At 63.6% G+C, this 26166-nt stretch carries 22 protein-coding genes; 13 read left to right on the plus strand and 9 right to left on the minus strand.

The features are described 5' to 3' along the window. The first annotated feature begins 135 nt into the window (after nucleotides 1–135). The 3 genes from NKH67_RS13210 (at nucleotide 136) to NKH67_RS13220 (ending at nucleotide 2954) form a co-directional block, all read left to right on the plus strand. Nucleotides 136–405: a hypothetical protein gene (locus NKH67_RS13210; RefSeq protein ID WP_353031069.1), complete on the plus strand. Its 270-nt coding sequence runs from the start codon at nucleotides 136–138 to the stop codon at nucleotides 403–405. Nucleotides 406–466: 61 nt separating this feature from the next. Beyond that, complete coding sequence (locus tag NKH67_RS13215) at nucleotides 467–2212, plus strand: long-chain fatty acid--CoA ligase (RefSeq protein WP_353031071.1); 1746 nt, start codon at nucleotides 467–469, stop codon at nucleotides 2210–2212. Between the two features lie 85 nt (nucleotides 2213–2297). Further along, a complete protein-coding gene (locus tag NKH67_RS13220) occupies nucleotides 2298–2954 on the plus strand; it encodes a class I SAM-dependent methyltransferase (protein WP_352540502.1) in 657 nt (218 codons plus the stop codon). Here the strand turns inward: NKH67_RS13220 and NKH67_RS13225 are convergent. Then, on the minus strand, nucleotides 2938–3660 hold the full coding sequence (locus NKH67_RS13225) for an HAD family hydrolase (protein ID WP_352448533.1): 723 nt from the start codon (nucleotides 3658–3660) through the stop codon (nucleotides 2938–2940). The two genes, NKH67_RS13220 and NKH67_RS13225, sit on opposite strands and share 17 nt — an antisense overlap. A 5-nt stretch (nucleotides 3661–3665) precedes the next feature. Continuing rightward, nucleotides 3666–5309 carry a glucose-6-phosphate isomerase gene (pgi, locus tag NKH67_RS13230; RefSeq protein ID WP_352613841.1) on the minus strand — a complete coding sequence of 548 codons (1644 nt, stop codon included), beginning with the start codon at nucleotides 5307–5309 and terminating at the stop codon, nucleotides 3666–3668. Between the two features lie 255 nt (nucleotides 5310–5564). Between pgi and pdxR the strand changes: the two genes are divergently transcribed. The 3 genes from pdxR (at nucleotide 5565) to NKH67_RS13245 (ending at nucleotide 10186) form a co-directional block, all read left to right on the plus strand. Then, a complete protein-coding gene (pdxR, locus tag NKH67_RS13235) occupies nucleotides 5565–7058 on the plus strand; it encodes a MocR-like pyridoxine biosynthesis transcription factor PdxR (RefSeq protein WP_023676815.1) in 1494 nt (497 codons plus the stop codon). Nucleotides 7059–7251: 193 nt separating this feature from the next. Then, on the plus strand, nucleotides 7252–8841 hold the full coding sequence (locus tag NKH67_RS13240) for a trimethylamine methyltransferase family protein (RefSeq protein ID WP_353031073.1): 1590 nt from the start codon (nucleotides 7252–7254) through the stop codon (nucleotides 8839–8841). Between the two features lie 115 nt (nucleotides 8842–8956). Then, a complete protein-coding gene (locus tag NKH67_RS13245) occupies nucleotides 8957–10186 on the plus strand; it encodes an aromatic ring-hydroxylating oxygenase subunit alpha (protein ID WP_353031075.1) in 1230 nt (409 codons plus the stop codon). A 46-nt stretch (nucleotides 10187–10232) separates the two neighbouring features. Here NKH67_RS13245 and NKH67_RS13250 read toward each other — a convergent pair whose 3' ends face one another. The 5 genes from NKH67_RS13250 to NKH67_RS13270 form a co-directional block, all read right to left on the minus strand. Next, nucleotides 10233–10631, minus strand: a complete 399-nt coding sequence (locus NKH67_RS13250; RefSeq protein WP_352469996.1) for a hypothetical protein — start codon at nucleotides 10629–10631, stop codon at nucleotides 10233–10235. A gap of 117 nt (nucleotides 10632–10748) precedes the next feature. Continuing rightward, nucleotides 10749–12137, minus strand: a complete 1389-nt coding sequence (gene chrA, locus NKH67_RS13255; RefSeq protein ID WP_353031077.1) for a chromate efflux transporter — start codon at nucleotides 12135–12137, stop codon at nucleotides 10749–10751. Continuing rightward, nucleotides 12134–12967, minus strand: coding sequence for a chromate resistance protein ChrB domain-containing protein (locus tag NKH67_RS13260; RefSeq protein ID WP_353031079.1), 834 nt, complete (start codon nucleotides 12965–12967; stop codon nucleotides 12134–12136). Before NKH67_RS13260 ends, chrA begins: the two co-directional genes overlap by 4 nt. A 318-nt stretch (nucleotides 12968–13285) precedes the next feature. Further along, the gene (locus NKH67_RS13265; RefSeq protein ID WP_353031081.1) at nucleotides 13286–15091 is read right to left on the minus strand and encodes an IlvD/Edd family dehydratase; all 1806 of its coding nucleotides are present in this window, start codon (nucleotides 15089–15091) and stop codon (nucleotides 13286–13288) included. Nucleotides 15092–15328: 237 nt separating this feature from the next. Next, a complete protein-coding gene (locus tag NKH67_RS13270; RefSeq protein WP_353022842.1) occupies nucleotides 15329–16513 on the minus strand; it encodes an Mrp/NBP35 family ATP-binding protein in 1185 nt (394 codons plus the stop codon). Nucleotides 16514–16707: 194 nt separating this feature from the next. Here NKH67_RS13270 and NKH67_RS13275 point away from each other — a divergent pair, with 194 nt between their 5' ends. After that, nucleotides 16708–17085: a VOC family protein gene (locus tag NKH67_RS13275; protein WP_353031083.1), complete on the plus strand. Its 378-nt coding sequence runs from the start codon at nucleotides 16708–16710 to the stop codon at nucleotides 17083–17085. Between the two features lie 42 nt (nucleotides 17086–17127). Here NKH67_RS13275 and NKH67_RS13280 read toward each other — a convergent pair whose 3' ends face one another. Both NKH67_RS13280 and NKH67_RS13285 read right to left on the minus strand, forming a co-directional pair. After that, nucleotides 17128–18135: an inorganic phosphate transporter gene (locus NKH67_RS13280; RefSeq protein ID WP_352469990.1), complete on the minus strand. Its 1008-nt coding sequence runs from the start codon at nucleotides 18133–18135 to the stop codon at nucleotides 17128–17130. Then, nucleotides 18135–18776: a DUF47 family protein gene (locus NKH67_RS13285; RefSeq protein ID WP_352469989.1), complete on the minus strand. Its 642-nt coding sequence runs from the start codon at nucleotides 18774–18776 to the stop codon at nucleotides 18135–18137. Before NKH67_RS13285 ends, NKH67_RS13280 begins: the two co-directional genes overlap by 1 nt. Nucleotides 18777–18969: 193 nt before the next feature. On the opposite strand from NKH67_RS13285, the gene NKH67_RS13290 reads away from it, so the two are divergent. The 6 genes from NKH67_RS13290 to NKH67_RS13315 all read left to right on the plus strand — a co-directional run bounded on the left by NKH67_RS13290 (nucleotide 18970) and on the right by NKH67_RS13315 (nucleotide 26092). Then, nucleotides 18970–19869 carry a LysR family transcriptional regulator gene (locus NKH67_RS13290; RefSeq protein ID WP_352635838.1) on the plus strand — a complete coding sequence of 300 codons (900 nt, stop codon included), beginning with the start codon at nucleotides 18970–18972 and terminating at the stop codon, nucleotides 19867–19869. A gap of 133 nt (nucleotides 19870–20002) precedes the next feature. Further along, entirely contained in the window at nucleotides 20003–20482 is a 480-nt protein-coding gene (locus NKH67_RS13295) for a formate dehydrogenase subunit gamma (RefSeq protein WP_353031085.1), read from the plus strand. Beyond that, nucleotides 20479–22035 (plus strand): formate dehydrogenase beta subunit, encoded by a 1557-nt coding sequence (locus NKH67_RS13300; protein ID WP_353022837.1) that lies wholly within the window; start codon nucleotides 20479–20481, stop codon nucleotides 22033–22035. The genes NKH67_RS13295 and NKH67_RS13300 overlap by 4 nt, the downstream gene beginning before the upstream one ends. A gap of 12 nt (nucleotides 22036–22047) precedes the next feature. Continuing rightward, nucleotides 22048–24960: a formate dehydrogenase subunit alpha gene (fdhF, locus tag NKH67_RS13305; protein WP_353031087.1), complete on the plus strand. Its 2913-nt coding sequence runs from the start codon at nucleotides 22048–22050 to the stop codon at nucleotides 24958–24960. A 3-nt stretch (nucleotides 24961–24963) separates the two neighbouring features. After that, nucleotides 24964–25794, plus strand: a complete 831-nt coding sequence (fdhD, locus tag NKH67_RS13310) for a formate dehydrogenase accessory sulfurtransferase FdhD (protein WP_352702418.1) — start codon at nucleotides 24964–24966, stop codon at nucleotides 25792–25794. Further along, entirely contained in the window at nucleotides 25784–26092 is a 309-nt protein-coding gene (locus tag NKH67_RS13315; protein ID WP_352469984.1) for a formate dehydrogenase subunit delta, read from the plus strand. The genes fdhD and NKH67_RS13315 overlap by 11 nt, the downstream gene beginning before the upstream one ends. Nucleotides 26093–26166 lie beyond the last annotated feature (74 nt).

Here is a 26166-nt window from a genome sequence, read left to right on the forward strand (position 1 = left end):
CGAGCCGTTCGGTTCAAGAGATGCGCATCCGAAAACCGGTCGCGGCCGAGAGGTTTGACGGCAAGTCTTACCGCACTCCAGGTGGCGAGGCTTGCACGGCCGTCGCTTGTGGCAATACATAGATAGGTGGGCAGCGTGCCGGAATTTCCCACGTTCCGGACATTGCGGCAAGCGTGGGATATCGTTGTGATCAGGGCGGTGGTGGCGCGCAAGCATGCCGAAACAATAAGAACGATTGAGGGAGCGACAGGTGGCAAAACCGGCAAAGACAACCAACGCGGCGAAAGCAAAGGCCGAGGCAACATCGAAAGCAGTCAAGTCAAAAGCGGCCGCCGCCAAGCCGACGGCTACCGCGAAGGCAAGCGCGAAGCCGGCGGCGAAGACCACGGCTGGAGCGGCTGCTAAACCGGCAACCGGCAAGACGGCGCCTGCTGCAAAGTCTGCCGCCAAGCCGGCGGCGAAGGCAGTGCCGACAGCGCCACGACTGCCGGCAGGTCCGGCCAAGAGATTACCAAAGGCGATCACGTCGCTGGCCGCCGGCCTGCCGGAAAAACCGTGGCTCAAGAGTTATCCAAAGATCGTGCCGGCCGAGATCGGCGCCCTGCCCTCCAGCTCGATCGGCGACTTTCTCGTCACCGTGTGCAAGCAGTTTGCAAGCCGGCCGGCTTTCGTCTGCATGGGCAAATCGATCACCTATGCCGACCTCGAGCGACAGTCGGCCGCCTTCGGCGCCTATCTGCAATCAACGGGGCTGCAGAAGGGCGCGCGCGTCGCGCTGATGATGCCGAATGTGCTGCAATATCCGGTGGCGATGATGGCAGTGCTTCGCGCCGGCTATGTCGTGGTAAACATCAATCCGCTCTACACGCCGCGCGAGCTGGAGCACCAGCTCAAGGATTCCGGCGCTCAAGCCATTGTCATCCTCGAAAATTTTGCCTGCACCCTGCAAGCGGTGATCGCCAGGACCGCGGTCAAGCATGTCGTGGTCGCCTCGATGGGCGACATGCTCGGCGGGCTCAAGGGAACGATCGTCAACTTCGTTGTACGCCGCGTCAAGAAGATGGTGCCGGCATGGTCGCTGCCCGGCCATGTCAAGTTCAACGCCGCGCTGAAGGCGGGCACAGGCAAGGCCTTCAGGCCCGCAAGGGTCACGGCCGACGACATCGCCTTCCTGCAATACACGGGCGGCACGACCGGCATCTCCAAGGGCGCGATGCTTTTGCACAGCAACATTTTGGCGAACGTCGCGCAGAACGCGCTGTGGGCCGAAGACGCTTTTACCGTCAAGCCGAAGCCGGCGCATCTGAACTTCCTCTGCGCGCTGCCGCTCTATCACATTTTTGCGCTGACGGCGAACGTGCTGGTAGGCATGCAGCAAGGCGCGCAGAATGTCCTCATCCCCAATCCGCGCGACATTCCCGGCTTCGTCAAGGAGCTGCAGAAATACCCGATCCACATCTTTCCGGGCCTCAACACGCTGTTCAATGCGCTGCTCAATAATGAGGATTTTCGCGAGCTCGATTTCAAGCCGCTGATCCTGACGCTGGGTGGCGGCATGCCGGTGCAGAGGGCCATCGCCGAACGCTGGAAGGTGCTGACCGGCTGCCCGATCAGCGAGGCCTACGGGCTCACCGAGACCTCGCCGGGAGCAACGATCAACAAATTCAGCGACGGCGTTTACACCGGCACGATCGGCCTGCCGCTGCCCTCGACCGAGATCGCGATCCGCGACGACGACGGCAACAATTTGCCGCTCGGCGAAGTCGGCGAAATCTGCATCCGCGGACCGCAGGTGATGGCCGGCTACTGGAACCGGCCGGACGAGACCGCCAAGGTGATGACCGAGGACGGCTTCTTCAAATCGGGCGACATGGGCTTCATGGACGAGCTTGGCTACACCAAGATCGTCGACCGCAAGAAGGACATGATCCTGGTTTCCGGCTTCAACGTCTATCCGAACGAACTCGAGGAAGTGGTGGCGCAGCATCCAGGCGTACTCGAAGTTGCCGCGATCGGCGTGCCGGACGAGCATTCGGGTGAAGTGCCGAAGCTGTTCGTCGTCAAGAAGGACCCGGCACTGACCGCCGACATGCTGACGGCTTATTGCCGTGAGAACCTGACCGGCTACAAGCGTCCCAGGTATATTGAGTTCCGCACCGAGCTGCCGAAGACACCGGTCGGCAAGATCCTGCGCCGGGCGTTGCGGGGCTAGGCGCAGCTTGAGCGATTGCATCGCCGGCGCCAACGCCGTGAGCATAGGTTCGCGCCCGGACCCGGCACAGTTCATCCGGGCGAACATGCGGATCGCCCCCGTGCCCACGCTTCCCGAAATTCGGCTTTACACCGCCCATCCGGGAAGCGGGCTCAGGCGGCTTCTCGAATGGAACCAACATGCGACCGAAGAAGACGGACCTGAACCGGAGCCACCGTACTGGGCCTATGTCTGGGCCGGCGGCGCGGTGCTCGCCCGCTACATATTCGACCGGCCGGAGACCGTGGCCGGCCGTCGCGTGCTCGACCTCGGCGCCGGTTCGGGTCTCGTCGGCATTGCAGCGGCAAAAGCCGGGGCAAGCGCGGTCGTCGCGGCCGAGATCGATCGCAACGGTGTGGTTGCGCTCGGCCTCAACGCGACTGCGAACGGCGTCGCTATCATGATCATTGGCGAAGACATCACCAGCGGTCCGCCGCCACCGGTGGATGTCGTGGTGGTCGGCGACCTGTTCTACGCCCATGATCTCGCCGGCCGGGTCGTCCCCTTCCTCGACCGCTGCCTTGCAGCCGGCATCGCCGTGCTGATCGGCGATCCGGGCCGCGCCTATCTGCCCCGCTCGCGGCTTCGCCTGCTGGCCGAATACGAGGTGCCGGATGTCGGCGAAGGCAGGAATGCGGCGATGAAACCGAGCGGCGTGTTCTCGTTCGGACTAGCTAGCTGCGAGTCTAGACTGTCTCGCTGACCCGCGCCGAAAGAAAATCAGGCAGGTCGGCCACCGAATCCAGAATGACGTCGGCTATCTGGGACAGCGATTCACGTGTGCCGGTGCCGGACAGCACGCCGACCGCCAGACCGCAGCCGCCCGCCCGCGCCATTTCAAGATCGTGACGGTTGTCGCCGACCATGGCGATTGCCGAGGGCCTGAGCCCCGTCAGATCAGAGAAGGCAAGGATCGTATCCGGCGCCGGTTTTGGATTGGCCACCGCGTCGTAACCATAGGCGGCGTCGAAAAGCTGCGCGACGCCCAGCGTGACCAGGGTCTTTTCCGCGCCGCTGGTCGAGTCGTTGGTGGCGACACCAAGCCGGTAGGATTTTCTGTGAAGCAGGCCAAGCGTCTCGACCACGCCCGGCAGCGCCACCGCCATTGCCGATCCTTGCGCCGAGGTGATGGCGTTGAAGCGGGCGACGGCAAGCATCTGGTCCTCGTCGGACAGCCGTGGAAACCACAGCTCGACGACGTCCATGTTGGTGCCGGAGGCAAAAATCGAATCCGGCTTGAAGCGCTTGGTGGCGAAGTCGAAGCCCGCCGCCGCAAGCAGCCTGTCTGCTTTCCAGCGATCGCCTTCGGCCGCATCCATCGCCATGAAGTCGGCGATGCCCAGCCATGTCGCGTTGAAATCTACGAGCGTGCCGTCCTTGTCGAACAATATTCCCTTGATGTCCGCCAAGCTTTTCACTCCGGGCCGCGCAAGCGGTGGATGTATTCCACCAGTCCAGCAGTCGAGGCATCCCGCTTTGCGGCGTTCTCCTTGCCTTCAACGACGGGCAGCAGCCCGGTCGCCAGTTCCTTGCCGAGCTCGACGCCCCACTGGTCGAAGGAGTTGATGTTGAACAGCGTGCCTTCGACGAAGACGCGGTGTTCGTAAAGCGCAATCAGCCGTCCGAACGTGTGGGGGTCGAGTTTCCTGTAGAGGATCGTCACTGAGGGGCGGTCGCCGGAGAAGACGCGGTGCGGAGCAATCCTGTCGACATCGGCCGGCTTCATGCCTTTCGCCAGCATCTGCGCTCGGGCTTCCTCAAGCGTGCGGCCCTTCATGAAGGCTTCCGACTGCGCCAGGCAATTGGCAAGCAGAAGGTCGTGGTGATGCTTCAGTTCCGGCTCGTGGCCGACGGCAGCGGCGAGGAATTCGACCGGAATGAAATCGGTGCCCTGATGCAGAAGTTGGAAGAAGGCATGCTGGCCATTGGTGCCGGGCTCGCCCCAGACCAGCGGGCCGGTCGGCGTCGTTACAGCGCCGCCGTCCAGGGTGACGCTCTTGCCGTTCGATTCCATGTCGAGCTGCTGCAGATAGGCCGGCAGCCTGGACAGACGCTGATCGTAGGGGATGACGGCGCGAGCGGGGTATTTGCAGATCACGCGGTGCCACCAGCCAACCAGCCCCATCAGCGCCGGCAGGTTCTTCGCCAGCGGGGCGGTGCGGAAATGCTCGTCCATCTCATGGGCGCCGTCGAGAAAGGCGCGAAAATCCTTCGGGCCGATGGCGATCATCACCGGCAGACCGATCGCACCCCAGACGGAATAGCGCCCGCCGACCCAGTCCCAGAAGCCGAAGACGCGATCGGGCGCGATGCCGAATTTGGCGACCAGGTCGAGCGCCGTCGAGACGGCGGCGAAATGCTTGCCGACCGCTTCCTTGCCGAGCGCCTTCTCGACCCATCTGCGCGCGGTTTCGGCATTGGTCATCGTCTCGACCGTGGTGAAGGTCTTGGAGGCGATGATGAACAGGGTGGTTTCGGCGGAAAGACCCTTCAGCGTGTCGTGGATATGGGCACCGTCGATATTGGATACGTAATGCGCGCGCGGCCCGTCATGATAGGGCGCCAGCGCCAGCGTCGCCATGGCCGGGCCGAGATCGGAGCCGCCGATGCCGATGTTGACGATGTCGGTGATCTTCTTGCCGGTCGCGCCGGCCGCCTTGCCGGAACGCACCGCGTCGGCGAAGGCACCCATCGCGTCGAGTACGGCAAGGACTTCCGCCTTCACGTCCTGGCCGTCGAGCACGATGCCCTTGCCGGTCAGGTTGCGCAGCGCCGTGTGCAGCACGGCGCGGCCTTCAGTGACGTTGATCTTCTTGCCGGCAAACATCGCGTCGCGCCGGCCTTCGAGGTCAGCGGCCTCAGCCAGTTTCTCCAGCAACTCCATAGTCCGCGCATCGACCGCGCATTTCGACCAGTCGAGCAGCAGGTCGCCGTCACTGGCGGAGAATTTCTCGAAGCGCTGCGGATCGGCAGCGAAAGCCTCGCGCATCGAGCCCGATTTGGCCGCACGGTGATCGCGCAATGCGTCGAGCTGCTTTTGAAAGGACGATTGATCCACTGCTTCGCTCCGGTCTCTTGAGATGCATCTTATCAGGCCGGATGTTTCCGGCGCGTGTCGTCGCGGCAAACTATCGGGTCGAATTCCATCTGTTTCAATGCGCAGCGATGCCGCAGCGCAGCGTGGGCCGGCTCAAAGGATCACTGGCATAAATCCCAGCGATCAGAAAAATTGATTGGCGCAACACCTTGTGCCACCGGTACATTCGACTGGTCCAGCCACGTGAAAAAAGCTGGCCATCGAGGAACATCTCCCATGCCACAGCGAAACGACACGGCCATATGGTCCGGCCTGTTCCGGATTTCGGCGGAATCCGGTCAGACCCTGCAGGCGCAGATCCGCCAGGCGATCGTCGCCGCCATCCTCGACCGGCAGATCGCGGCTTCCATGCCGCTTCCGTCCTGCCGGATTCTTGCCGAAAAACTCGGCGTGGCGCGCGGCACCGTGGTGCTGGCCTTCCAGCAGCTGGTCGACCAGGGCTTCCTGGTGGCGCGCGAGCGCCGCGGCCATTTCGTCAATCCCGAAGTGCTGGCGACGCCGGCCAAGCCGCATCAGAAGGCGCCCGACCAGGCCAACGAGATCGACTGGAAGGCGCGTCGGCAGATCGCCGCGAGCGACATGCCGCCGCCGGCCAAGCACGACAACTGGATCAAGTCGTCATACCCCTTCGTCTATGGCCAATTCGACCCGGCGCTGTTCCCGACCGCCGAATGGCGCGAGTGCAACCGCATGGCGTTGGCGGTGCTCGAAATCCGCAACTGGGCATCCGACATGGTCGACCGCGACGATCCGCTCCTGATCGAGCAGATCCAGGCACGGCTGCTGCCGCGACGCGGCATCTTCGCCAATCCGGACGAGATCATCGTGACGTTGGGCGCGCAGAACGCGCTTTACATGCTGGCGACGCTGTTGATGACCAAGGGCTCCAAGGTGGCGATGGAGGACCCGGGCTATCCCGATGCACGTTCGATCTTCCGGCTGGCCGGCGCCGAGATCCAGCCGGTTCCGGTCGACCACTCCGGCATCGTAACCTCGGCCATTCCCAATGATTCCGGCTTCGTCTTCGTCACGCCCAGCCACCATTGCCCGACCATGGTGCCGCTGTCGGCAGAGCGGCGGCAGGAGCTTTTGGCGCGCGCCAACCGGCACAACCAGATCATCATCGAGGACGGATATGACAGCCAGCTCCTGGACGAGGCGCCGCAGCAGGCGCTGAAGAGCCTCGATCGCTCCGGCCGCGTCGTCTATGTCGGCTCGATGTCGAAGACGCTGGCTCCCGGCCTGAGGCTTGGCTACATCGTCGCCTCGGCCGGGCTGATCTCCGAGCTTCGGGCGCTACGCCGCTTCATGCTGCGCCATCCGCCGGCGAACAACCAGCGCGCCGTGGCGCTCTTCCTGTCGCTCGGCCATCACGAGGCGCTGGTGCGGCGGCTGTCGAGCGCCTTCGACGAGAGGCGCAAGCGTCTGGTCCATGCGATTTCCGCCTTCCTGCCGGAGTGGCGCTCGACCGATTCGGCCGGCGGCACGTCGCTCTGGCTCGAGGGGCCGCGCGGCACCGATTCGCGCGGGCTGGCGGAGGCCGCGGCCTCGCGCAGCGTCATCATCGAGCCTGGCGACCGCTTCTTCGACCGCACCGAAAAGCCATCGCGTTTCATGCGCTTGGGCATTTCCTCGATCGCGTTGCAGCACATCGAACCCGGCATCCGCGAACTGGCGACGGCAGCTGGACGCAGGCCGGCAGCGGCCTGATCTCCCTTCCCCGACCGGAGCCTGGCGCATGTAGTGCGGCTCCGGTTCTTTAGCTCCTTGGCATATGCGACGGGACCGGCTGGCACATAGGCTGTGCCAATGCCGGCGGCATAGTCGCTGTATAGAGGGGACGGAGCAGGCCGATGGTGGACCAACCGCCGCGAGTTCCTGCCGATGAAGGTGGAGTGCTTCCATGCCAGTGGCTGTCGAACAGCAGGACACGCCGGCGAACCGTCGTCCACAGCGCTCCGGTCTTCGCGAAACAGGACATGCCATGCGATCAGCTCCTCTGATGGAGGACACCGGACCACGACACCAGGCCATCGAGAGCGGCAGCTACGGGCCGCTGCGCGGGGATGACTGCGAGCGCATCCACGAGGGCGTGCTGACGCTCCTGGAGACGGTGGGTTTCGCCAATGCCATCCCTTCCTGCATAAAGGTGCTGACCAAGGCGGGGGCGGTCCATGGCGACGACGACCGTGTGCGCTTTCCGCGCGCGCTAGTGCTCGACACCATCAAGCGGGCGGCACGACATTTCACACTTCATGGCCAGGACGCCAGGCACGACATGGTGGTCCAGGGCAAGCGCGTGCACTACGGCACGGCAGGTATCGCCGTGCACCTGGTGGATCTGGAGAAGCGCGAGTACCGCGAATCCAAGCTGCAGGACATTTATGATGCTGCCCGCATCGTCGATGGGCTGGACAACATCCATTTCTTCCAGCGGCCGATGGTGGCGCGCGACATCGCCGATCCGCTCGAGATGGATTTCAACACGCTCTATGCCTGTGTGATGGGGACATCGAAGCACGTCGGAACATCCTTCACCGTGCGTGAGAACGTGAAGCCGGCGCTTGAAATGCTGTACGCCATCGCCGGCGGCGAGGAGAATTTCCGCGCCCGGCCATTCGTTTCTAACTCTAACTCATTCGTCGTGCCGCCGATGAAGTTCGCCGAGGATGCCTGCGGCGTGCTCGAGGCTTGCGTTGAAGGCGGCATCCCGATCCTGCTGCTCTCGACCGGCCAGTCCGGCACCACAGCACCCGCGGCGATGGCCGGCGCCGTCGTGCAAGCGGTGGCCGAAGTACTGGCCGGCCTGGTCTATGTCAATGCGCTCAAGCCGGGCCATCCGGCGATCTTCGGCGCCTGGCCGTTCATGTCGGACCTGCGTACCGGCGCCATGGCCGGCGGGTCGGCCGAGCAGTCGGTGGCAACCGCGGCCTGCGCCCAGATGGCGCAATTCTACGATCTGCCCGGCGGCTCGGCCGCTGGCATGACGGATTCGAAACTGCCCGACATTCAATCCGGCTACGAAAAGGGCATCACCAATGTGATGGCCGGCCTCTCCGGCCTCAACCTCGTCTACGAGGCGGCCGGCATGCATGCCTCGCTGCTCGGCTTCTGCCTGGAGAGCCTGGTCATCGACAACGACATGCTCGGTCATTGCCTGGGCTGCGCACGTGGCATCGACGTGACTGACGAGGCCCTGTCGATCGACAGCATCGCCGAGGTCTGCCTCAAAGGCCCAGGCCACTATCTCGACAACGAACAAACGCTCAAGCTGATGCAGACCGAGCATTTCTATCCCGCCTTCGCCGATCGTTCCTCACCGAAGGAATGGAACGAAAAAGGCCGACCTGATATATTGCTGCGTGCGATCACCGAGAAGAAACGCATTCTTGCCGAACGATTTCCGCGCCACGTGCCAAAACAGGTCGACGACAGATTGCGTGCCCGCTTCGGCAGCCTGATCCACCTGCCGCGTACGCATATGGGCGGCTGACCGGAGACGAGTTCGTGCAGCCATACAGCCACCACCCAGAGCCAATTCCGGACGGAAAACCGCTTCACAGTTTTCCTGGAATTGCCCCAGGACCAACCATCGGGCAGAACGAGAAATGAGTGCGCATCCTATCCTGCAAGCCCACACCGACAGCGACGCGATCGATCGGCTGGTGGCGTCTCACCGGCCCGGCCACGGCCTGGTGCGTGCCTTCTATCATGACCCGGCGATCTTCGAGCGTGACATGGAACGTGTCTTTCGCCGCCACTGGCATTGCCTGGCCCATGCCAGCGTTATCCCGAACCCCGGCGATTTCGAGCTGTTCAAATTGGGCGACGAGGCGGTCATCCTGACGCGCGGCATGGATGGCACCGTGCATGCCATGCTCAATGTCTGCCGCCACCGCGGCGCCGAGGTCTGCACCAAGGAGAAGGGCAACGCGAAGATGTTCGTGTGTCCCTACCACGCCTGGACCTATTCCAATGACGGGTCGTTGCGCGCTGCCCGCCTGATGCCGAAGGATTTCGACCGCACAGCGCACGGGCTGAAGAAGCTTCATGTCCGCGTTGCCTCCGGGCTGGTTTTCATTTCCTTCGCGGAGACGCCGCTCGATTTCGATCCAATCGAACAGTCGCTGCGCACAAGCTGTGGCCAGTATGGCTGGGGCGACGCCAAGGTGGCGTATCGCCAGTCCTATCCGCTCGACGCCAACTGGAAGCTCGCCGTCGAGAACTATGTCGAATGCTACCATTGCGGGCCGGCGCATCCGGAATATTCGCAGACGCATGCGCTGGAAAAGCCGGCCGAGATGATCGAGCAGCTCAACGCGGCGATGGAGCAGCGCACCTGCGCGCTTGGCATCGAGATCGGCAGCGCCAACCGCTGGCAGAACTCGGCGGCCGGTCAGGAAGCAATCCATACCTTCCGCTATGCGCTCTATGATGGCGTTTCGAGCGGCAGCCAGGATGGCTCGCCGGTGGCCCCGCTGATGGGCCGCTTCACCGACTATGACGGTGGCGTCACCTCCATCCATCTCGGCGGCACGACCTTCCTCGTGTGCTATCCCGATCACGGCATGATCTACCGCTTCATCCCGAAAACCGCGGGCACCTGCGAGATGGAGCTGATCTGGCTGGTGCGCGGCGACGCGGTCGAGGGCCAGGACTACGATCTGGAGAAGCTGACCTGGCTGTGGAAGGTCACCACCCAAGAGGACAAGAAGATCATCGAGCACACAGCGCGTGGCGTGCGCTCGCACTATTTCGTGCCGGGGCCGATCGCGCCGATGGAATACAACGAACTGCGCTACATCGGCTGGTATCTTGAGGAGATCAGCCGGGCTTGATCGACTCGGCTGCCGCGGGGGGATCCGGCAGATCTTGGCTGTCGCGTCATTCCGCGCTGAGCCCGTATCGGTCGACGACTTCGGCGTTGATCAGCTTGGCATGCAGCGTCATCAGCACGATCTGTGCGTCGAAGCTGTCGCCGGCCTCAAGTGCCGCCTCGATGCGGCGCTCGGCTTCCAGCGTCCGTTGATGGCCATTGGCTTGCTCGAAGGTTTCGGGACCCGCGATGCAATAGCTGCACAATTGTGCCACCGACGCATAGATGCCCGGCGGCGGCTCGTCGGGCCAGTGATCCTTCATCAGATTGACGATCGTGAGTTTTACCCCCTCCGGCACAAGGGCGGGATGCAGATCGGCGCCGCGCAATGCATCGTCGAGCTGCCTCAAGTCGCCCGAGCGACCGAACATTCCAAGGAAGCCGAGGGAAGAACGCCGTTGCGCCATAATGGTCCAACCGTTCCCAACCAGTTAGGTGGTTCACAAGCGGAATACAAAAGCAGCGGCATCCAAAGCGTCGCGTTTAAGTAGATTCAGGCGATGCGCTTCAAGTCCTTGCAGGCATCAGCTACTTACCGCCAGCAACAAGACACCGGCCAGCGCCGATCCGGCAAGCGTCGGCAGCATACCGATCTTCAGCTTCAGAATGGCGATCATCGAGGCACAGGAAAGCAGCGCCGCGCGCCAGTCTATCGATGAAAGCACCGGCACGTCCATTCCAAGCCCGACATTGCGCACTTCGCCGAAGATGACGTGCAAGCCGAACCATAGAGCGAGATTCATGATGACGCCGACGACGGCGGCGGTGATCGCACCGAGCGCCGCCGACAGCGCCTTGTTGCCGCGCAGCGCTTCGATGTAAGGCGCGCCAAGGAATATCCATAGGAAACATGGGGTAAACGTCGCCCACAGCGTGAACAGCCCGCCAAACAGTCCGGCAACCAGCGGCGCCAGCAAGCCCGGCTGGCGGAACGCGGCAACGAAGCCGACGAACTGCAAGACCAGGATGAGCGGACCCGGCGTGGTTTCGGCAAGTCCAAGGCCGTCGACCATTTCACCGGGTGCCAGCCAGCCGAAGTACTCGACCGCTGCCTGCGCGACATAGGCAAGGGCTGCGTAGGCGCCGCCGAAGGTGACGACCGCCATGACACTGAAGAAGCCACCGATTTGCGTCCAGACGCTGGCAGGGCCGGTGAAAGCCCAGACCAGCAGAACAGGCCCCAGCCAGATCGGCAGCCAGATCGCCAAAGTGCGCGGCGCGTGCCATCGTGTCGGCCTGACGTGGGTCAGTTCGCCGCGCTCGAACATCAGATCGACCACGCCCTTTATGTCGGGAACATCGCCCTTGCCATGCGAGGCGCCGGAAAAAAATGCCGGCGCACTACGGTTGCCGATCCAGCCTGCCAGCCCGGCAAGCAGCACGATCAGCGGAAACGGCACGTTCAACGCGTAGATGGCGATGAAGGCAGCGAGTGCGATCGACACCATGACCGGGTTTTTCAGCGCGCGTCTGCCGATCCGGATCACCGCCTCGATGACAATGGCGAGCACGGTCGCCTTGACCCCGAAAAACAGCGCCGAGACGAGTGGTACATCGCCATAGAGCGCATAAAGGCTGCTCAGGACGAGCATGACAAGCGCGCCCGGCACGACGAAGAGAATGCCGGCAACAAGGCCGCCGGCCGTTTTGTGCAGCAACCAGCCGATATAGATGGCGAGCTGCTGGGCCTCAGGGCCAGGCAGCAGCATGCAGTAGTTCAACGCATGCAGAAAGCGCTGTTCGCCGATCCAGCGCCGTTCCTCGACCAGTTCCTTGTGCATGAGCGCGATCTGCCCGGCCGGGCCGCCAAAGCTGAGCACGCCGATTTTTGCCCAGACCTTCACGGCCTGCCGGAAGCTCGGCACAGCGGGCTCCTGAATCTCCGCCGGCTTTTTCGATAGGACGGCGCTCACGATGGCTTGCCCGCGCTGACTGTGCCGGCGGCCGGCCAGTTATGCGTCTCCTCGGTGGCATCGCGGCACCAGCGGAAGAACATATCATAGAGCAGCATGCCGGCCTCGAGCTGCTCCAGATCGTTGCGAAACATCCGTGACAGGCCAAGCGAGGCGGCCAGGAACCCGGCCGCCTGTGGAACAAGATCGAGGCTCGCAGTATCGGCAGCGCGTATGATCGTGGCCAAGCGATCGAGTGCTTCGGATTTAAGCCCGAACTCCTCGATCATGGTGTCGAAGGTGCAGCGTTCGCCGCGATGGCTCCAGAACACGTTCTCAATGTCGAAAGGCACGGCCTGAAAGCGATCGGCGACGGCCGACACTTCGGCCGGCTCGACGAAGAGAAAGACCGCGTGAGGATCGATGAAGCGCCGGATCAGCCAGGGGCAGGCGATGCGGTCGACCTTCGGGCGCGTACGCGTCACCCAAACGGTGCGGCCCTTGGCATCGGTGGGCGGTATCTTGCCGGCGTGAACGAGAAGGCCCTTGGCATCGCGCCACGCTTCAAACCCGCCATCGAGCGATTCGGCGGCAACGCCCTCCTGCCGTAGCCATGCGGCCACGCCTTGCGAGAGCTTTTTTCCCTGTTGGCAGACGACTGTCACTTGCCTGCCGGCGAAGTCGGCAGCCCAGTTCGAGACACTCCTGAAATCACGACGATCCGACCCCGGCAGCAGGCGCGGATCGGCGTTGTAGTCATCATCGATGCGGACGTCGATGATTGCGGGTGCACCCGGCAGCCCAATCAGACGGGACAGTTGCGATACAGTGATAGCGGTTGTTGACGGCATGGCGTCCACCTCCTTGAAAGAGAAGCTTGGACGCGAACATTGGGCTGACGCCTCACGGGGTCGTCGCGATGCACCCCTTGCGATGATCGTGGATTTGTCACGCCCGCTTGTCAAGCATTGCCGTTCTCGCGGGGGCAATCGCTGTTGACAAATGACCGCGTCCAACCCTGTGCCGGGCATTTCTGCCCATTAACGGCAGGCTATCGCAGGTGGAAAGCCGAGGCTTTCGCTCTACGATGTACCCCCACCCCTACCCCTCCTGGCGCTGACCTCGGCAAATTGCCTGCACCGGCGGCTGGTTCGTGCGACGGACCCTGGTCAGTGATTGTCCCTCGGCACGCCGCTTGTATGAGCCACATCCTGGTATTTCACCGCCGGCTTCAGCACCATGCCTTCGGAAAATTGGTCGACCATGCCGCGCTGGATTTCCTGCCAGGGCGTCTGGTGCTTCGGATACTGATAGCCGCCATTGTCTTGCAGCTCGGCGCGGCGCCGCGTGATCTCGTCGTCGCTGACGAGGATGTCGGCGGTGCCCTTGCGCAGGTCGATGCGGACGCGGTCGCCGGTCTTCAGCAGCGCCAGGCCGCCGCCGATGGCGGCTTCCGGCGAGGCGTTGAGGATCGACGGCGAACCCGACGTGCCCGACTGGCGGCCGTCGCCGATACAGGCCAGCGCGTGGATGCCCTTTTTGATCAGATAGGCCGGCGGCTGCATGTTGACGACTTCGGCGCCGCCCGGATAGCCGATCGGGCCGGCGCCGCGCATGAACAGGATGGTGTGCTCGTCGATGCCTTGTGCCGGATCGTCGATGCGGGCGTGGTAATCCTCGGGCCCGTCGAACACCATGGCGTTGCCCTCGAAGGCTTCGGGGTCCTTCGGGTTCGACAGATAGCGCTCGCGGAACTCGGGCGAGATGCCGCTGGTCTTCATGATCGCCGAATCGAACAGATTGCCCTTGAGATTGATGAAGCCGGCATTGGCTTTCAGCGGCTCGGCAACCGTGCGGATGACGTCGAGGTTCTCGTTGACGGCGCCCCTGCAATTGTCACCGATGGTCTTGCCATTAGCTGTCATGGCTTCCGGATAGGGCAGCAGGCCGCCCTTCATCAGTTCGGCGACCACGGCCGGCACGCCGCCGGCATGGTGATAGTCCTCGCCGAGATATTCGCCCGTCGGCTGCAGATTGACGATGAGCGGTATGTTGAGGCCGACCTTCTGCCAATCGTCATTGTCGAGCGGCACGCCGAGATGGCGGGCGATGGCGTTGAGGTGGATCGGCGCGTTGGTCGAGCCGCCGATCGCCGAGTTGACGACGATGGCGTTCTCGAAGGCCTTACGGGTCATAATGTCGGACGGCTTCAGATCCTCATGCACCATGTCGACGATGCGCTTTCCGGTCTCGTAGGCGATCTGGCCGCGCTCGCGATAGGGGGCGGGGATAGCGGCCGAGCCCGGCAATTGCATGCCGAGCGCCTCGGCCAGCGAATTCATCGTGGTGGCGGTACCCATCGTGTTGCAATAGCCGGTCGACGGCGCCGAGGAGGCAACGATATCCATGAACTCGTCATAGCCAATCTCGCCGGCCGACAGGCGCTGGCGCGATTCCCAGACGATGGTGCCGGAGCCGGTGCGCTTGCCCTTGTGCCAGCCGTTGAGCATCGGGCCGACCGAAAGCGCGATAGCCGGAATGTTGACGGTGGCCGCGGCCATCAGCATGGCTGGCGTCGTCTTGTCGCAGCCGATGGTGAGCACTACGCCGTCGAGCGGATAGCCGTAGAGCACCTCTACCAGGCTGAGATAGGCAAGGTTGCGGTCAAGTGCAGCAGTCGGCCGCTTGCCGGTCTCCTGGATCGGGTGGCAAGGGAACTCGAAAGGGATGCCACCCATCGAGACGATGCCTTCGCGCACGCGCTTGGCCAGTTCGATGTGATGGCGGTTGCAGGGCGACAGGTCCGAGCCGGTCTGGGCGATGCCGATCAGCGGCTTGCCGGACATCAGTTCGGCCCGCGTCAGCCCGTAATTCAGGTAGCGCTCCAGATAGAGTGCCGTCATGCCCGGATTGTCGGGATTGTCGAACCACTCCTGCGAGCGAAATTTCTTCTTGTGGGTGGGGGCGCCTGCCATCGTGGTCTCCGTATTTGTATGACAAATCGATATGACAACGCGCGGGAGCAGGCAAGGGGCACGCGCCATCCGAATCCGCTCTTTGGTACGAAAGACATACATCTGCCTCCGCGCCAGGCGGGATCGTGGTTTGTCAGCCCGCTATCCCGGAGAGTTGGAGCGCGTCGCCGCGGACCCTACCTGACCCTTCCGGCCACCCTCCCCCTCAAGGGGCCCACTTGGGGAGGGACATCCGCATCACTCGAACACGATGCTCGGCACTGCAGCCTCGGCCGCGCCGCGCTCTTCATTGACGCGGTCCCAGACCTTGGCGGCGATGTCGCGATAGATTTTCGCCTCAGCGCCATCCGGCTTGGAGATCACCACCGGCGTGCCGGCATCGGAGCTTTCGCGGATGCCCATCTCGAGCGGCACTTCGCCAAGGAAGGTGACGCCGAGACGCTCGGCCTCGCGGCGGGCGCCGCCATGGCCGAAGATGTCGTAGCGTTTTCCCGTATCGGGGGCGAGAAAATAGCTCATGTTTTCGACGATACCCAATAGCGGCACGTCGACCTTTCTGAACATGTTGAGGCCTTTGCGCGCATCGATCAGGGCCAGGTCCTGTGGCGTCGAGACGATGACGGCGCCGGCCAGCGGCACCTGTTGGGCCATGGTCAGCTGGGCGTCACCGGTGCCGGGCGGCATGTCGACGACGAGCACATCAAGCGGTCCCCATTCGACCTCGCGCAGCATCTGCGTCAATGCCGACATCACCATCGGCCCGCGCCAGATCATCGGCGTCTCCTCATCGACGAGGAAGCCCATCGACATGACCTTGAGGCCATAATTCTGCATCGGCTTCAGGATCTTGCCGTCGACGGTCTGCGGCCTGCCACGAATGTTGAGCAGACGCGGCATGGAAGGGCCATAAATGTCGGCATCGAGCACCCCGACCCGCAGCCCGTTGGCGGCAAGCCCAAGGGCGATATTGACGGCGGTGGTCGACTTGCCGACGCCGCCCTTGCCGGAAGCGACGGCGATGATCGCTTCGATGCCGGGTACGCCGCGCTTGCCCTGGCTGTGCGAGGCGGGCGCCTGCGGCGTGGGACGCGCAGGTGCGGCCGGCGGAGCGGGCCTCTGAGCCGGTCTTTGCGGAACCGGCGCCTCCATGCCGCCGCCCTTCTTTTCCGCCGTCAGCGCGACCACGGCGCCGGCAACACCGGGGATCGCCTTGACGACACGTTCGGCCGCCGCACGCAGCGGTTCCATCTCCTGGGCACGGGCAGCGGGAACGGTTATCGAAAAGAACACCTTGGCATCGGCAATGAAAATCTCGGAAACCAGGCCGAGGTCGACGATATTGCCGGTGAAATCCGGCCCATTGACCGTCTTCAGGCGCTCGATAACGATTTCCTTGGTCACGTTTTCATTGGCGGCGGGCATGAGTTTTTCCTCTACTTTTCCGCTCCAGATAATGCAGTTCCGGAACAGAACCAAGCGATGGACCACCAATTGCAGCGGCGTATCGGGGAGGCAGCGAGCATATGACGGCATTTCCAGTGGGAGCAGCCGTCGCCAAATCGTCAGCGCAGCCTATTTCATGAGCATGGAATGACAGCCAGGGAAGGAGACGAATCATGCTCGCAAACAGCAACGCGACGGCAAATCTCGCCGTGAAGGACCTGGCCAAGGCCAGGGCATTCTACGAAGGGGTCCTTGGCCTGAAAGAGGTGCACAATGAAGGTGGCGAACTGATCGTCTATAAAAGCGGCGACACCAGCATCAACGTCTACCGTTCGAACTTCGCTGGGACCAACAAGGCGACGGCTGTGACATGGACGGTCGGCGACGAACTCGGCAAGATCGTTGAGGCATTGAAATCGAAGGGCGTGACCTTCGAGCATTACGACATGCCCGGGCTGACGCTTGAGGGTGACATCCATGTCGGTCACGGCATGAAGGTCGCATGGTTCAGGGATCCGGACTGCAACATCCTGAATCTTGTGGACCGGTAGTCGCCGCGCCAGAGGCGGCTCCAGGCGCCATGATGCTTCACATCACCTTGCCAGACCGACCGCGAAGTAGGTGAGAGCCGCGATCGCCGCGGTTGCCGGCAAGGTGACGATCCATGCGACCACGATGTTGCCGGCAATGCCCCAGCGAACGGCGGAGACGCGGCGGGCGGCGCCGACGCCGATGATAGCGCCGGTGATCGTGTGCGTGGTCGATACCGGAATACCGAGCCAGGTGGCGGCGAACAGGGTGATCGCTCCGCCGGTCTCGGCGCAGAAACCCTGCATCGGGTTCAGCCGGGTGATCTTCGAGCCCATGGTGTGGACGATGCGCCAGCCGCCGAGCAACGTGCCCAGCGCCAGCGCCGACTGACAGGTGATGACGACCCACAGCGGCACGTAAAAATTCGCGCCGAGCATGCCTTGCGAATAGAGCAGCACGGCGATGATGCCCATGGTCTTCTGCGCGTCGTTGCCGCCATGGCCGAGCGAATAGAGCGAGGCGGAAAAGAACTGCATAACGCGGAAGGTGCTGTCGACGGCGAACGGCGTCTGCCGCACGAACAGCCAGGAGACCGCGAGGATCAAGACAAGCGCCAGCAGAAAGCCTGCCGCCGGCGATAGCACGATGGCCGCCGTCGTCTTGCCCAACCCGGCCCAGACGATGGCACCGGTGCCTGCCTTGGCAACCCCGGCGCCGACCAAACCGCCGATCAGAGCGTGCGAGCTGCTGGACGGGATTCCGACGAGCCAGGTGACGACATTCCAGACGATGGCGCCGACAAGTGCTGCGAAGATCACTGCCGGCGTGACGATGCTGGCGTCGATGATGCCGGTTCCGAGCGTCTCCGCTACGTGGAGACCGAAGAACATGAAGGCGATGAAATTGAAGAAGGCCGCCCAGAACACCGCATAGTGCGGCCGCAGCACCCGGGTGGAGACGATGGTGGCGATGGAGTTGGCGGCATCGTGCAGGCCGTTGAGGAAATCGAAGAACAGCGCGACGACGACAAGGCCGACCAGCACGGGAAAGGCTATTGCGGCTTCTGACACTATACGTTCTCGATGACGATGCCGCTGATTTCGTTGGCGACGTCCTCGAAGCGATCGACCACCTTTTCCAGCTGGCCGTAAATCTCGCTGCCGATCAGATAGGCCATCGGATCGCTGCGGCCGTGCCGCTTGAACAGGTCCTTCAGGCCCTGCTCGTGCAGGTCGTCGGCCCGGCCTTCGGCGCGCATGACCTCCTCGGCGATGGCGTTGAGGCGCACCGTATGCGCCCCGACCTTGCCGAGCAGCGGGATCGCCTCGGCCACCAACTTGGCGGCCTCGACGATGACACCTCCCATTTCCTGCATCAGCGGGTCGAATTCCTTCTTCTCGAACAGCCTTACCGTCTTGACGGTTTTGTGCATCATATCGATGGCATCATCCATCGACTGGATCAGGTCCTTGATGTCGCCGCGGTCGAAGGGCGTGATGAAGGAGCGGCGCACGGCCAGCAGCACTTCCGCGGTGATCTGATCGGCTTCGTTCTCGAGATCGATGATCGTCTGGCACCAGCGCTCGATGTCGTTGCCCTGCAAAAGCTGCTGCAGTGCCTCGGCGCCACCGACCACGGTGCGGGAATGCCGCTCGAACAGGTCGAAGAAGCGATCTTCGCGCGGCAGCAGCTTGCGGAACCAGCCCAGCATGTTCGGTACTCCCGTCGTGTCCAGTCCACGACCCCGTCTCATCCACATAGCGCCGCATTCCATCGCGGGAAACAGTAAGCCGGCTGAAAGATGTGGATGCGGACGATTTACACAGGCGGCTTGCGGCCGAAGGCGATTTCCCCGACCTTGCGCGCTAAGATCGGACACAGCGTCCAAGACAGGCTCCGACGGCATGATCGACAAGCTGGAATTCTTCATAGCACTTGCCAGGGAAGAACATTTCGGCCGGGCGGCGGAGGTGTGCGGCGTCACCCAACCGACGCTTTCGGCCGGCATCAAGCAGCTGGAGGGTCAGCTCGGCGTGATGCTGGTGCTGCGCGGCTCGCGCTTCCAGGGGCTGACGCCGGAAGGCAAGCAGGTGTTGGTGTGGGCGCGCCGCATCGTCGGCGATAGCAGGACCATGCGCGAGGAGATGCGGGCGGCGCGCCACGGCCTGTCGGGGCGCATCCGCATCGCCGCGATCCCGACGGCGCTGGCCATGGTGGCGCGACTGACGACGCCGTTTCGGGCAAAGCACCCCGGCGTCACCTTCTCGGTGCTGTCGCGCACCTCGATCGAGGTGCTATCGCTGCTCGGCAATTTCGACATCGACGCCGGCATCACCTATCTCGACAACGAGCCGCTCGGACGCGTCACCAGCGTGCCGCTCTATGACGAGCGCTATCAGCTGATCACCGCGGTCGGGAACCCCTATTTCGACCGCGACAAAGTGACATGGGCGGAACTCAGCCAGCTGCCGCTCTGCCTGCTGACGCCGGACATGCAGAACCGCCGAATCATCGACCAGCATCTGGCCGAAGCCGGCGTGCAGGTGCGGCCGACACTGGAATCCAACTCGATGATCGTGCTGTTTTCGCATATCCGCACCGGCAAATGGTCGTCGATCATGCCGCTTAACCTCTCGGAAACCTTCGGTTTTTCCGAGCCGATCCGGGCGATCCCGATCGTCGAGCCGGATGCCAGCCACACGGTCGGGCTGGTGGCGGCGCGGCGCGAACCGCACACGCCGCTGGTCTCGGCGCTGTTGGACGAGGCAATGGCGCTGGCTGACGATTTCCACGGCCGCCGTTAGGATAGACAATGCTGGTGAACGCGATCGATCGAAGATTTCTATCGAGCAACGGATCGGCTTTATTGATTTAGCGGGTTTCCTCTGATTTCCTAAGCACTTAGCGGAAGACCGCCACGACCAGGGAGGGCGCTGCATGACGATGCAGCCTGCAAGTACCGAGATCGCATCGCGCACCGCGGCGATCATCCACGAGCTGAAAGGCCTCGAAGGCCCGCTGTTGCCGATCCTGCACGGCATACAGGAAGAGTTCGGCTATGTGCCGCAGGACGCACTGCCGATCATCGCCGAGGTGCTGAACATCTCCAGGGCCGAGGTTCATGGCGTCGTCACCTTCTATCACGATTACCGCAGCCAGCCCGCCGGCCGCCATGTGCTGAAGCTCTGCCAGGCGGAAGCCTGCCAGTCGATGGGCTCGGATGCGATTGCCGCCAAGCTCAAATCATTGCTGGGCATCGGTTTCCACGAGACAACCCGCGACGGTTCGGTGACACTGGAGCCGGTCTATTGCCTCGGCCTTTGCGCCTGCTCGCCGTCGGCAATGCTGGACGGGGAGGTGATCGGGCGGCTCGACGACGAAAAGCTCAACGAGATCGTTGCCGAGGTGCGCTCATGATCCCGCGTATCTATATTCCCGGCGATTCCGGCGCGCTGGCGCTCGGTGCGGAAAAGGTTGCCAAGGCGGTTCGTGCGGAATTGGCCGAGCGCGGCATCGAGGCCAAGATCGTGCGCAACGGCTCGCGCGGCGCCTATTTCCTCGAGCCTATGGTCGAGGTTGCGACAGCCACTGGCCGCGTCGCCTACGGGCCGGTGAAGCCATCCGACGTCAAAAGCCTGTTCGACTGCGGCTTCCTCACCGGGGGCCACCACAGGCGCTGGCTGGGCGCACCGGACAAGATCCCGTTCCTTGCCAGGCAGACGCGGCTGACCTTTGCGCGCTGCGGCGTCACCGATCCGCTGTCGCTCGATCACTATAAGGCGCATGGCGGGCTGAAGGGCCTGCAGAATGCAGTGGCGATGACGCCGGCCGAGGTCGTCAAGCAGGTGACCGAGTCCGGGCTGCGCGGTCGTGGCGGCGCCGGCTTCCCGACCGGCATCAAATGGAAAACTGTGCTCGATACGTCGGCCGACCGCAAATACATCGTCTGCAATGCCGATGAAGGCGATTCCGGCACGTTCGCCGACCGCATGATCATGGAAGGCGACCCCTTCGTGCTGATCGAAGGCATGGCGATCGCCGGCATCGCCACCGGCGCGACCAAGGGCTTCATCTATATCCGCTCCGAATATCCGCATGCGGTGGCGGTGATGCAGAAGGCCGTCGAGATCGCCCGCAAGGCCGGCGTGCTCGGCGTCAATGTGCTCGGCTCGGCCAATTCATTCGACATGGAAGTGCGGGTCGGCGCCGGCGCCTATGTCTGCGGCGAGGAGACCGCGCTGCTCGACAGCCTCGAAGGCAAGCGCGGGCAGGTGCGGGCCAAGCCGCCGCTGCCGGCGCACAAGGGCCTGTTCGGCAAGCCGACAGTGATCAACAACGTCATCTCGCTGGCCTCGGTGCCGGTGATCATGGACAAGGGCGCTGCCTTCTACAAGGATTTCGGCATGGGCCGTTCACGCGGCACCATCCCGATCCAGATTGCCGGCAACGTCAAGTATCCCGGTCTCTACGAGGCGGCGTTCGGCATGACGCTGGGCGAGATCGTCGACGATATCGGCGGCGGCACGGCGACGGGACGCCCGGTCAAAGCGGTGCAGGTGGGTGGCCCGCTCGGCGCCTATTTCCCGCGCGCGCTGTTCGACACGCCGTTCGACTACGAAGCGTTTGCCGCCAAGGACGGGCTGATCGGCCATGCCGGCATCGTCGTTTTCGACGACAGCGCCGACATGCTGAAGCAGGCACGCTTTGCCATGGAATTCTGCGCCATCGAGAGCTGCGGCAAGTGCACGCCGTGCCGCATCGGCTCGACGCGCGGTGTCGAGGTGCTGGACAGGCTCGCCCAGAACGTCGAACCGGAAAAGCAGATCGCGCTGGTCACCGACCTTTGCAACACAATGAAGTTCGGCTCGCTTTGCGCTCTCGGCGGCTTCACCCCATATCCAGTGATGAGTGCACTCAACCATTTCCCGGACGACTTTCGGCCGACGCCGGTCGCCGAAGCAGCGGAATAGGAGCGGACAGCCATGAACGCGGCATTCGACATCAAATCGCTGGTCCAGGAAATCGACTACGGCACACCTGCCTCTGAAGCCGAGCAGCAAGTGACGCTGACGGTCGACGGCAAGTCGATAACGGTCCCGGCGGGGACCTCGATCATGCGCGCTTCGATGGAAGCGGGCGTCGAAATCCCGAAACTGTGCGCCACCGACATGCTGGACTCGTTCGGCTCCTGCCGGGTCTGCCTCGTCGAGATCGACGGGCGCGGCGGCACGCCGGCTTCATGCACGACGCCGGTTGGCGAAGGCATGGTCGTGCATACGCAGACCGATCGGCTGAACGCGATTCGCCGCGGCGTGATGGAACTCTACGTCTCCGACCATCCTGCGGCGTGGGGCGAGAAGGCCGGCACTGGCGCCAGCGAGTTCGACAAGGTCGTCACGACGGTCGGCCTGACCGAGAACCGCTATGGCGTGGACGGCCGCAACCACGTGAAGCAGGAAAACGGCGTGGCGCCCGGCCATGGCTCGCTGACCATCGATTACATCGCCCGCGATGAATCGAACCCGTATTTCACCTACGATCCGACGCAGTGCATCGTCTGCTCGCGCTGCGTGCGCGCTTGTGAGGAGGTGCAGGGCACGTTCGCGCTGACCATCGAGGGCCGCGGCTTCGAATCCAGGGTCTCGGCCGGCATGCACGAGGCGTTCGTCGATTCCGAGTGCGTCTCTTGCGGGGCCTGCGTGCAGGCCTGCCCGACCGATGCGCTGAGGGAGAAGACCGTGCTGGCGAAAGGCCTGCCCGAGCGCTCGACCGTCACCACCTGCGCCTATTGCGGCGTCGGCTGCTCGTTCAAGGCCGAGGTCAAGGGCGACGAGGTCATTCGTATGATGCCCTACAAGGCAGGCAAGGCCAACCACGGCCACTCCTGCGTCAAGGGCCGCTTCGCCTATGGCTATGCGACGCACAAGGACCGGATCCTGAAGCCGATGATCCGCGAGCGGGTCAGTGATCCGTGGCGCGAAGTGTCGTGGGAAGAGGCGCTCACCCATACCGCCAACGAATTCCGCCGCATCCAGTACCAGTACGGCCGCACCTCGATCGGCGGCATCACCTCGTCGCGCTGCACCAACGAGGAGACCTACCTCGTCCAGAAGCTGGTCCGGCAGGGCTTCCGCAACAACAATGTCGATACCTGCGCCCGTGTCTGCCATTCGCCGACCGGCTATGGCCTCGGCCAGACCTTCGGCACCTCCGCCGGCACGCAGGACTTCGATTCGATCGAGCAGACGGACGTGATCCTGCTGATTGGCGCCAATCCGACCGATGCGCATCCGGTGTTCGCCTCGCGCATGAAGAAGCGCATGCGCGAGGGCGCCAAGCTGATCGTGCTCGATCCGCGCCGCACCGACATCGTGCGCTCGGCCCACGTCGAGGCGCAGTTCCATCTGCCGCTGAAGCCGGGCACCAACGTCGCCATGCTGACCGCACTTGCCCATGTCATCGTCACCGAGGGCCTGTTCGACGAGGCTTTCATCCGCGAGCGCTGCGACTGGGACGAGTTCCAGGACTGGGCATCGTTCGTGGCGCTGCCGGAAAACAGCCCGGAAGTGGTCGGCCAGCTTGCAAATGTCGATCCCGACGACATACGCGGCGCGGCGCGGCTCTATGCTCGCGGCGGCAACGGCGCGATCTATTACGGCCTCGGCGTGACCGAGCACAGCCAGGGCTCGACCACCGTCATCGCCATTGCCAACCTCGCCATGGCGACCGGCAATATCGGCCGGCCGGGCGTCGGCGTGAACCCGCTGCGCGGCCAGAACAATGTGCAGGGCTCCTGCGACATGGGCTCGTTCCCGCACGAGCTTCCCGGCTATCGCCACATTTCAGGCGACGCGGTGCGCGCCATCTATGAGAGCCTGTGGGGCGTCAAGCTCGACGACGAGCCCGGCCTGCGCATCCCCAATATGCTGGATGCGGCCGTCGACGGCTCGTTCAAGGGACTGTATGTGCAGGGCGAGGACATCCTGCAGTCGGACCCCGACACCAAGCATGTCGCCGCCGGTCTCGCCGCGATGGAATGCGTCGTCGTGCACGACCTCTTCCTCAACGAGACGGCCAACTACGCGCATGTGTTCCTGCCCGGCTCGACGTTCCTCGAGAAGGACGGCACCTTCACCAATGCCGAGCGCCGCATCAACATGGTGCGCAAGGTAATGGAGCCGAAATGCGGCTATGCCGACTGGGAAGCGACGCAGGAGCTCGCCAAGGCGCTCGGCCTCGGCTGGAACTACACGCATCCGTCCCAGATCATGGACGAGATCGCCAAGACAACACCAAGTTTCGCCGGCGTTTCCTTCGACCTTCTCGACCGGGTGGGCTCCGTGCAATGGCCCTGCAACGAGAAGTCGCCGGAAGGCACGCCGATCATGCACATTGGCGGCTTCGTGCGCGGCAAGGGCAAGTTCATCCGCACCGAATATGTCGCGACCGACGAAAGGACCGGACCGCGCTTCCCGCTGCTGCTGACCACCGGCCGCATCCTGTCGCAATACAATGTCGGCGCGCAGACCCGGCGCACCGACAACGTGGTCTGGCATAGCGAGGACCGGCTGGAGATCCATCCGCACGATGCCGAAAATCGCGGCCTGCGCGATGGCGACTGGGTGCGGCTGACCAGCCGCTCGGGCGAGACGACGCTGCGCGCGCTGATCACCGAGCGGGTGTCGCCGGGCGTCGTCTATACGACCTTCCACCATCCCGACACCCAGGCTAACGTCATCACCACCGACTTCTCCGACTGGGCGACCAACTGCCCGGAATACAAGGTGACCGCGGTGCAGGTGGGTGCATCCAACGGCCCGTCGGAATGGCAGCGCGACTATGACGAGCAGGCAAAGCAAAGCCGCCGCATCGCGAAGTTGGAAGCGGCGGAGTAGTCCTTGACCGCGCGCCGCAAAGCCATTGCGCAGATCTCGCGTCTCGCGCGCCGCGCCGGCGGCACTGCGGCCGCCAACCGCATGGTGCCGGAAGAGACGCCGGTGGCGTTCTCCTTTGCCGGCACCACGCATGCGGTGATGATGGCAAGCCCGGCTGATTTCGAGGATTTCGCGCTCGGCTTCTCGCTGACCGAAGGCATCATTGCCTCGCCGGACGAAATCGAAGCGATCGAAGTCGAGGATCACGGCGCCGGCATCGATATCCAGATCCGGCTGAAGGACCAGGCCAACACCCGCTTCGAAGCGCGTCGCAGACGCCTGGCCGGCCCGGTCGGCTGCGGGTTGTGCGGCATCGAATCGATCGAGGAGGCGATGCGCTCGGTAAACCCGGTCGGTGCGTCGCAACTTACACTTCAGGCCAATGACATCGTCCGCTCGGTCAAGCTTTTGTCGAAGCTGCAGCCGCTGCACGCCGAGACCGGTGCCGTCCACGCCGCCGGTTTTTACCTTCCCGGCAAGGGCATCGTCATGGCGCGCGAGGATGTCGGCCGCCATAACGCACTGGACAAGCTGGCTGGCGCGCTGGCCAAAGCTGGTATCGACGGCAGGTCGGGGGCCGTCGTCGTCACGTCGCGCGTTTCGGTCGAGATGGTGCAGAAGACCGCGGCGATCGGCTCGGCCGTCATCATTGCCGTCTCGGCGCCGACGGCACTTGCCATCCGCACCGCGAACGATTCCGGCATGACGCTGGTGGCGCTGGTGCGCGGCGACGATTTCGATATTTTCACCCATCCTGACCGCGTGGTTTCCGGAGTTGCCAAGCATGTCGCATGACGAGGGCCACCTCATGAGCACCAGCGAAAAGCTGGTTCGCATGGCCAACCAGATTGCCGCCTTTTTCCACTCAAAGCCGCGCGAGCAAGGCATTGCCGGCGTCGCCGAGCACATCAACAAATTCTGGGAGCCGAGGATGCGCCGGCAATTGTTCGAGATGCTGGACAGCGGTGGCGAGGGGTTCAACGAGCTTGTCGTCGCGGCCGCGCCACACATCAAGCGGCCGGGCGCGCCGGAGGGCGCAGGTTTTAGCGTCGGCGGAGCGAACACCGAGACTGCCGCCGCGTCACAGAAGTAGGCGCCGCGGGCCCACATTCACACTCTCTGAAGTTTCATCTGCCGCAGGCCGCGCGCCTCTGCTATGATCCGGCG

This window comes from Mesorhizobium sp. M0968, assembly GCF_040319065.1.
In the GTDB taxonomy this organism is placed as follows: Bacteria; Pseudomonadota; Alphaproteobacteria; order Rhizobiales; family Rhizobiaceae; genus Mesorhizobium.

Excerpts from the sequence above, each read along its gene's own strand:
- NKH67_RS13220 (WP_352540502.1), top strand. The coding sequence starts at position 2,298 with ATGCGGATCGCCCCCGTGCCCACGCTTCCCGAAATTCGGCTTTACACC.
- pdxR (WP_023676815.1), top strand. The coding sequence starts at position 5,565 with ATGCCACAGCGAAACGACACGGCCATATGGTCCGGCCTGTTCCGGATT.
- NKH67_RS13240 (WP_353031073.1), top strand. The coding sequence starts at position 7,252 with ATGCCAGTGGCTGTCGAACAGCAGGACACGCCGGCGAACCGTCGTCCA.
- NKH67_RS13245 (WP_353031075.1), top strand. The coding sequence starts at position 8,957 with ATGAGTGCGCATCCTATCCTGCAAGCCCACACCGACAGCGACGCGATC.
- NKH67_RS13250 (WP_352469996.1), bottom strand. The coding sequence starts at position 10,631 with ATGGCGCAACGGCGTTCTTCCCTCGGCTTCCTTGGAATGTTCGGTCGC.
- NKH67_RS13260 (WP_353031079.1), bottom strand. The coding sequence starts at position 12,967 with ATGCCGTCAACAACCGCTATCACTGTATCGCAACTGTCCCGTCTGATT.
- NKH67_RS13265 (WP_353031081.1), bottom strand. The coding sequence starts at position 15,091 with ATGGCAGGCGCCCCCACCCACAAGAAGAAATTTCGCTCGCAGGAGTGG.
- NKH67_RS13270 (WP_353022842.1), bottom strand. The coding sequence starts at position 16,513 with ATGCCCGCCGCCAATGAAAACGTGACCAAGGAAATCGTTATCGAGCGC.
- NKH67_RS13275 (WP_353031083.1), top strand. The coding sequence starts at position 16,708 with ATGCTCGCAAACAGCAACGCGACGGCAAATCTCGCCGTGAAGGACCTG.
- NKH67_RS13285 (WP_352469989.1), bottom strand. The coding sequence starts at position 18,776 with ATGCTGGGCTGGTTCCGCAAGCTGCTGCCGCGCGAAGATCGCTTCTTC.
- NKH67_RS13290 (WP_352635838.1), top strand. The coding sequence starts at position 18,970 with ATGATCGACAAGCTGGAATTCTTCATAGCACTTGCCAGGGAAGAACAT.
- NKH67_RS13295 (WP_353031085.1), top strand. The coding sequence starts at position 20,003 with ATGACGATGCAGCCTGCAAGTACCGAGATCGCATCGCGCACCGCGGCG.
- NKH67_RS13300 (WP_353022837.1), top strand. The coding sequence starts at position 20,479 with ATGATCCCGCGTATCTATATTCCCGGCGATTCCGGCGCGCTGGCGCTC.
- fdhF (WP_353031087.1), top strand. The coding sequence starts at position 22,048 with ATGAACGCGGCATTCGACATCAAATCGCTGGTCCAGGAAATCGACTAC.
- NKH67_RS13315 (WP_352469984.1), top strand. The coding sequence starts at position 25,784 with ATGTCGCATGACGAGGGCCACCTCATGAGCACCAGCGAAAAGCTGGTT.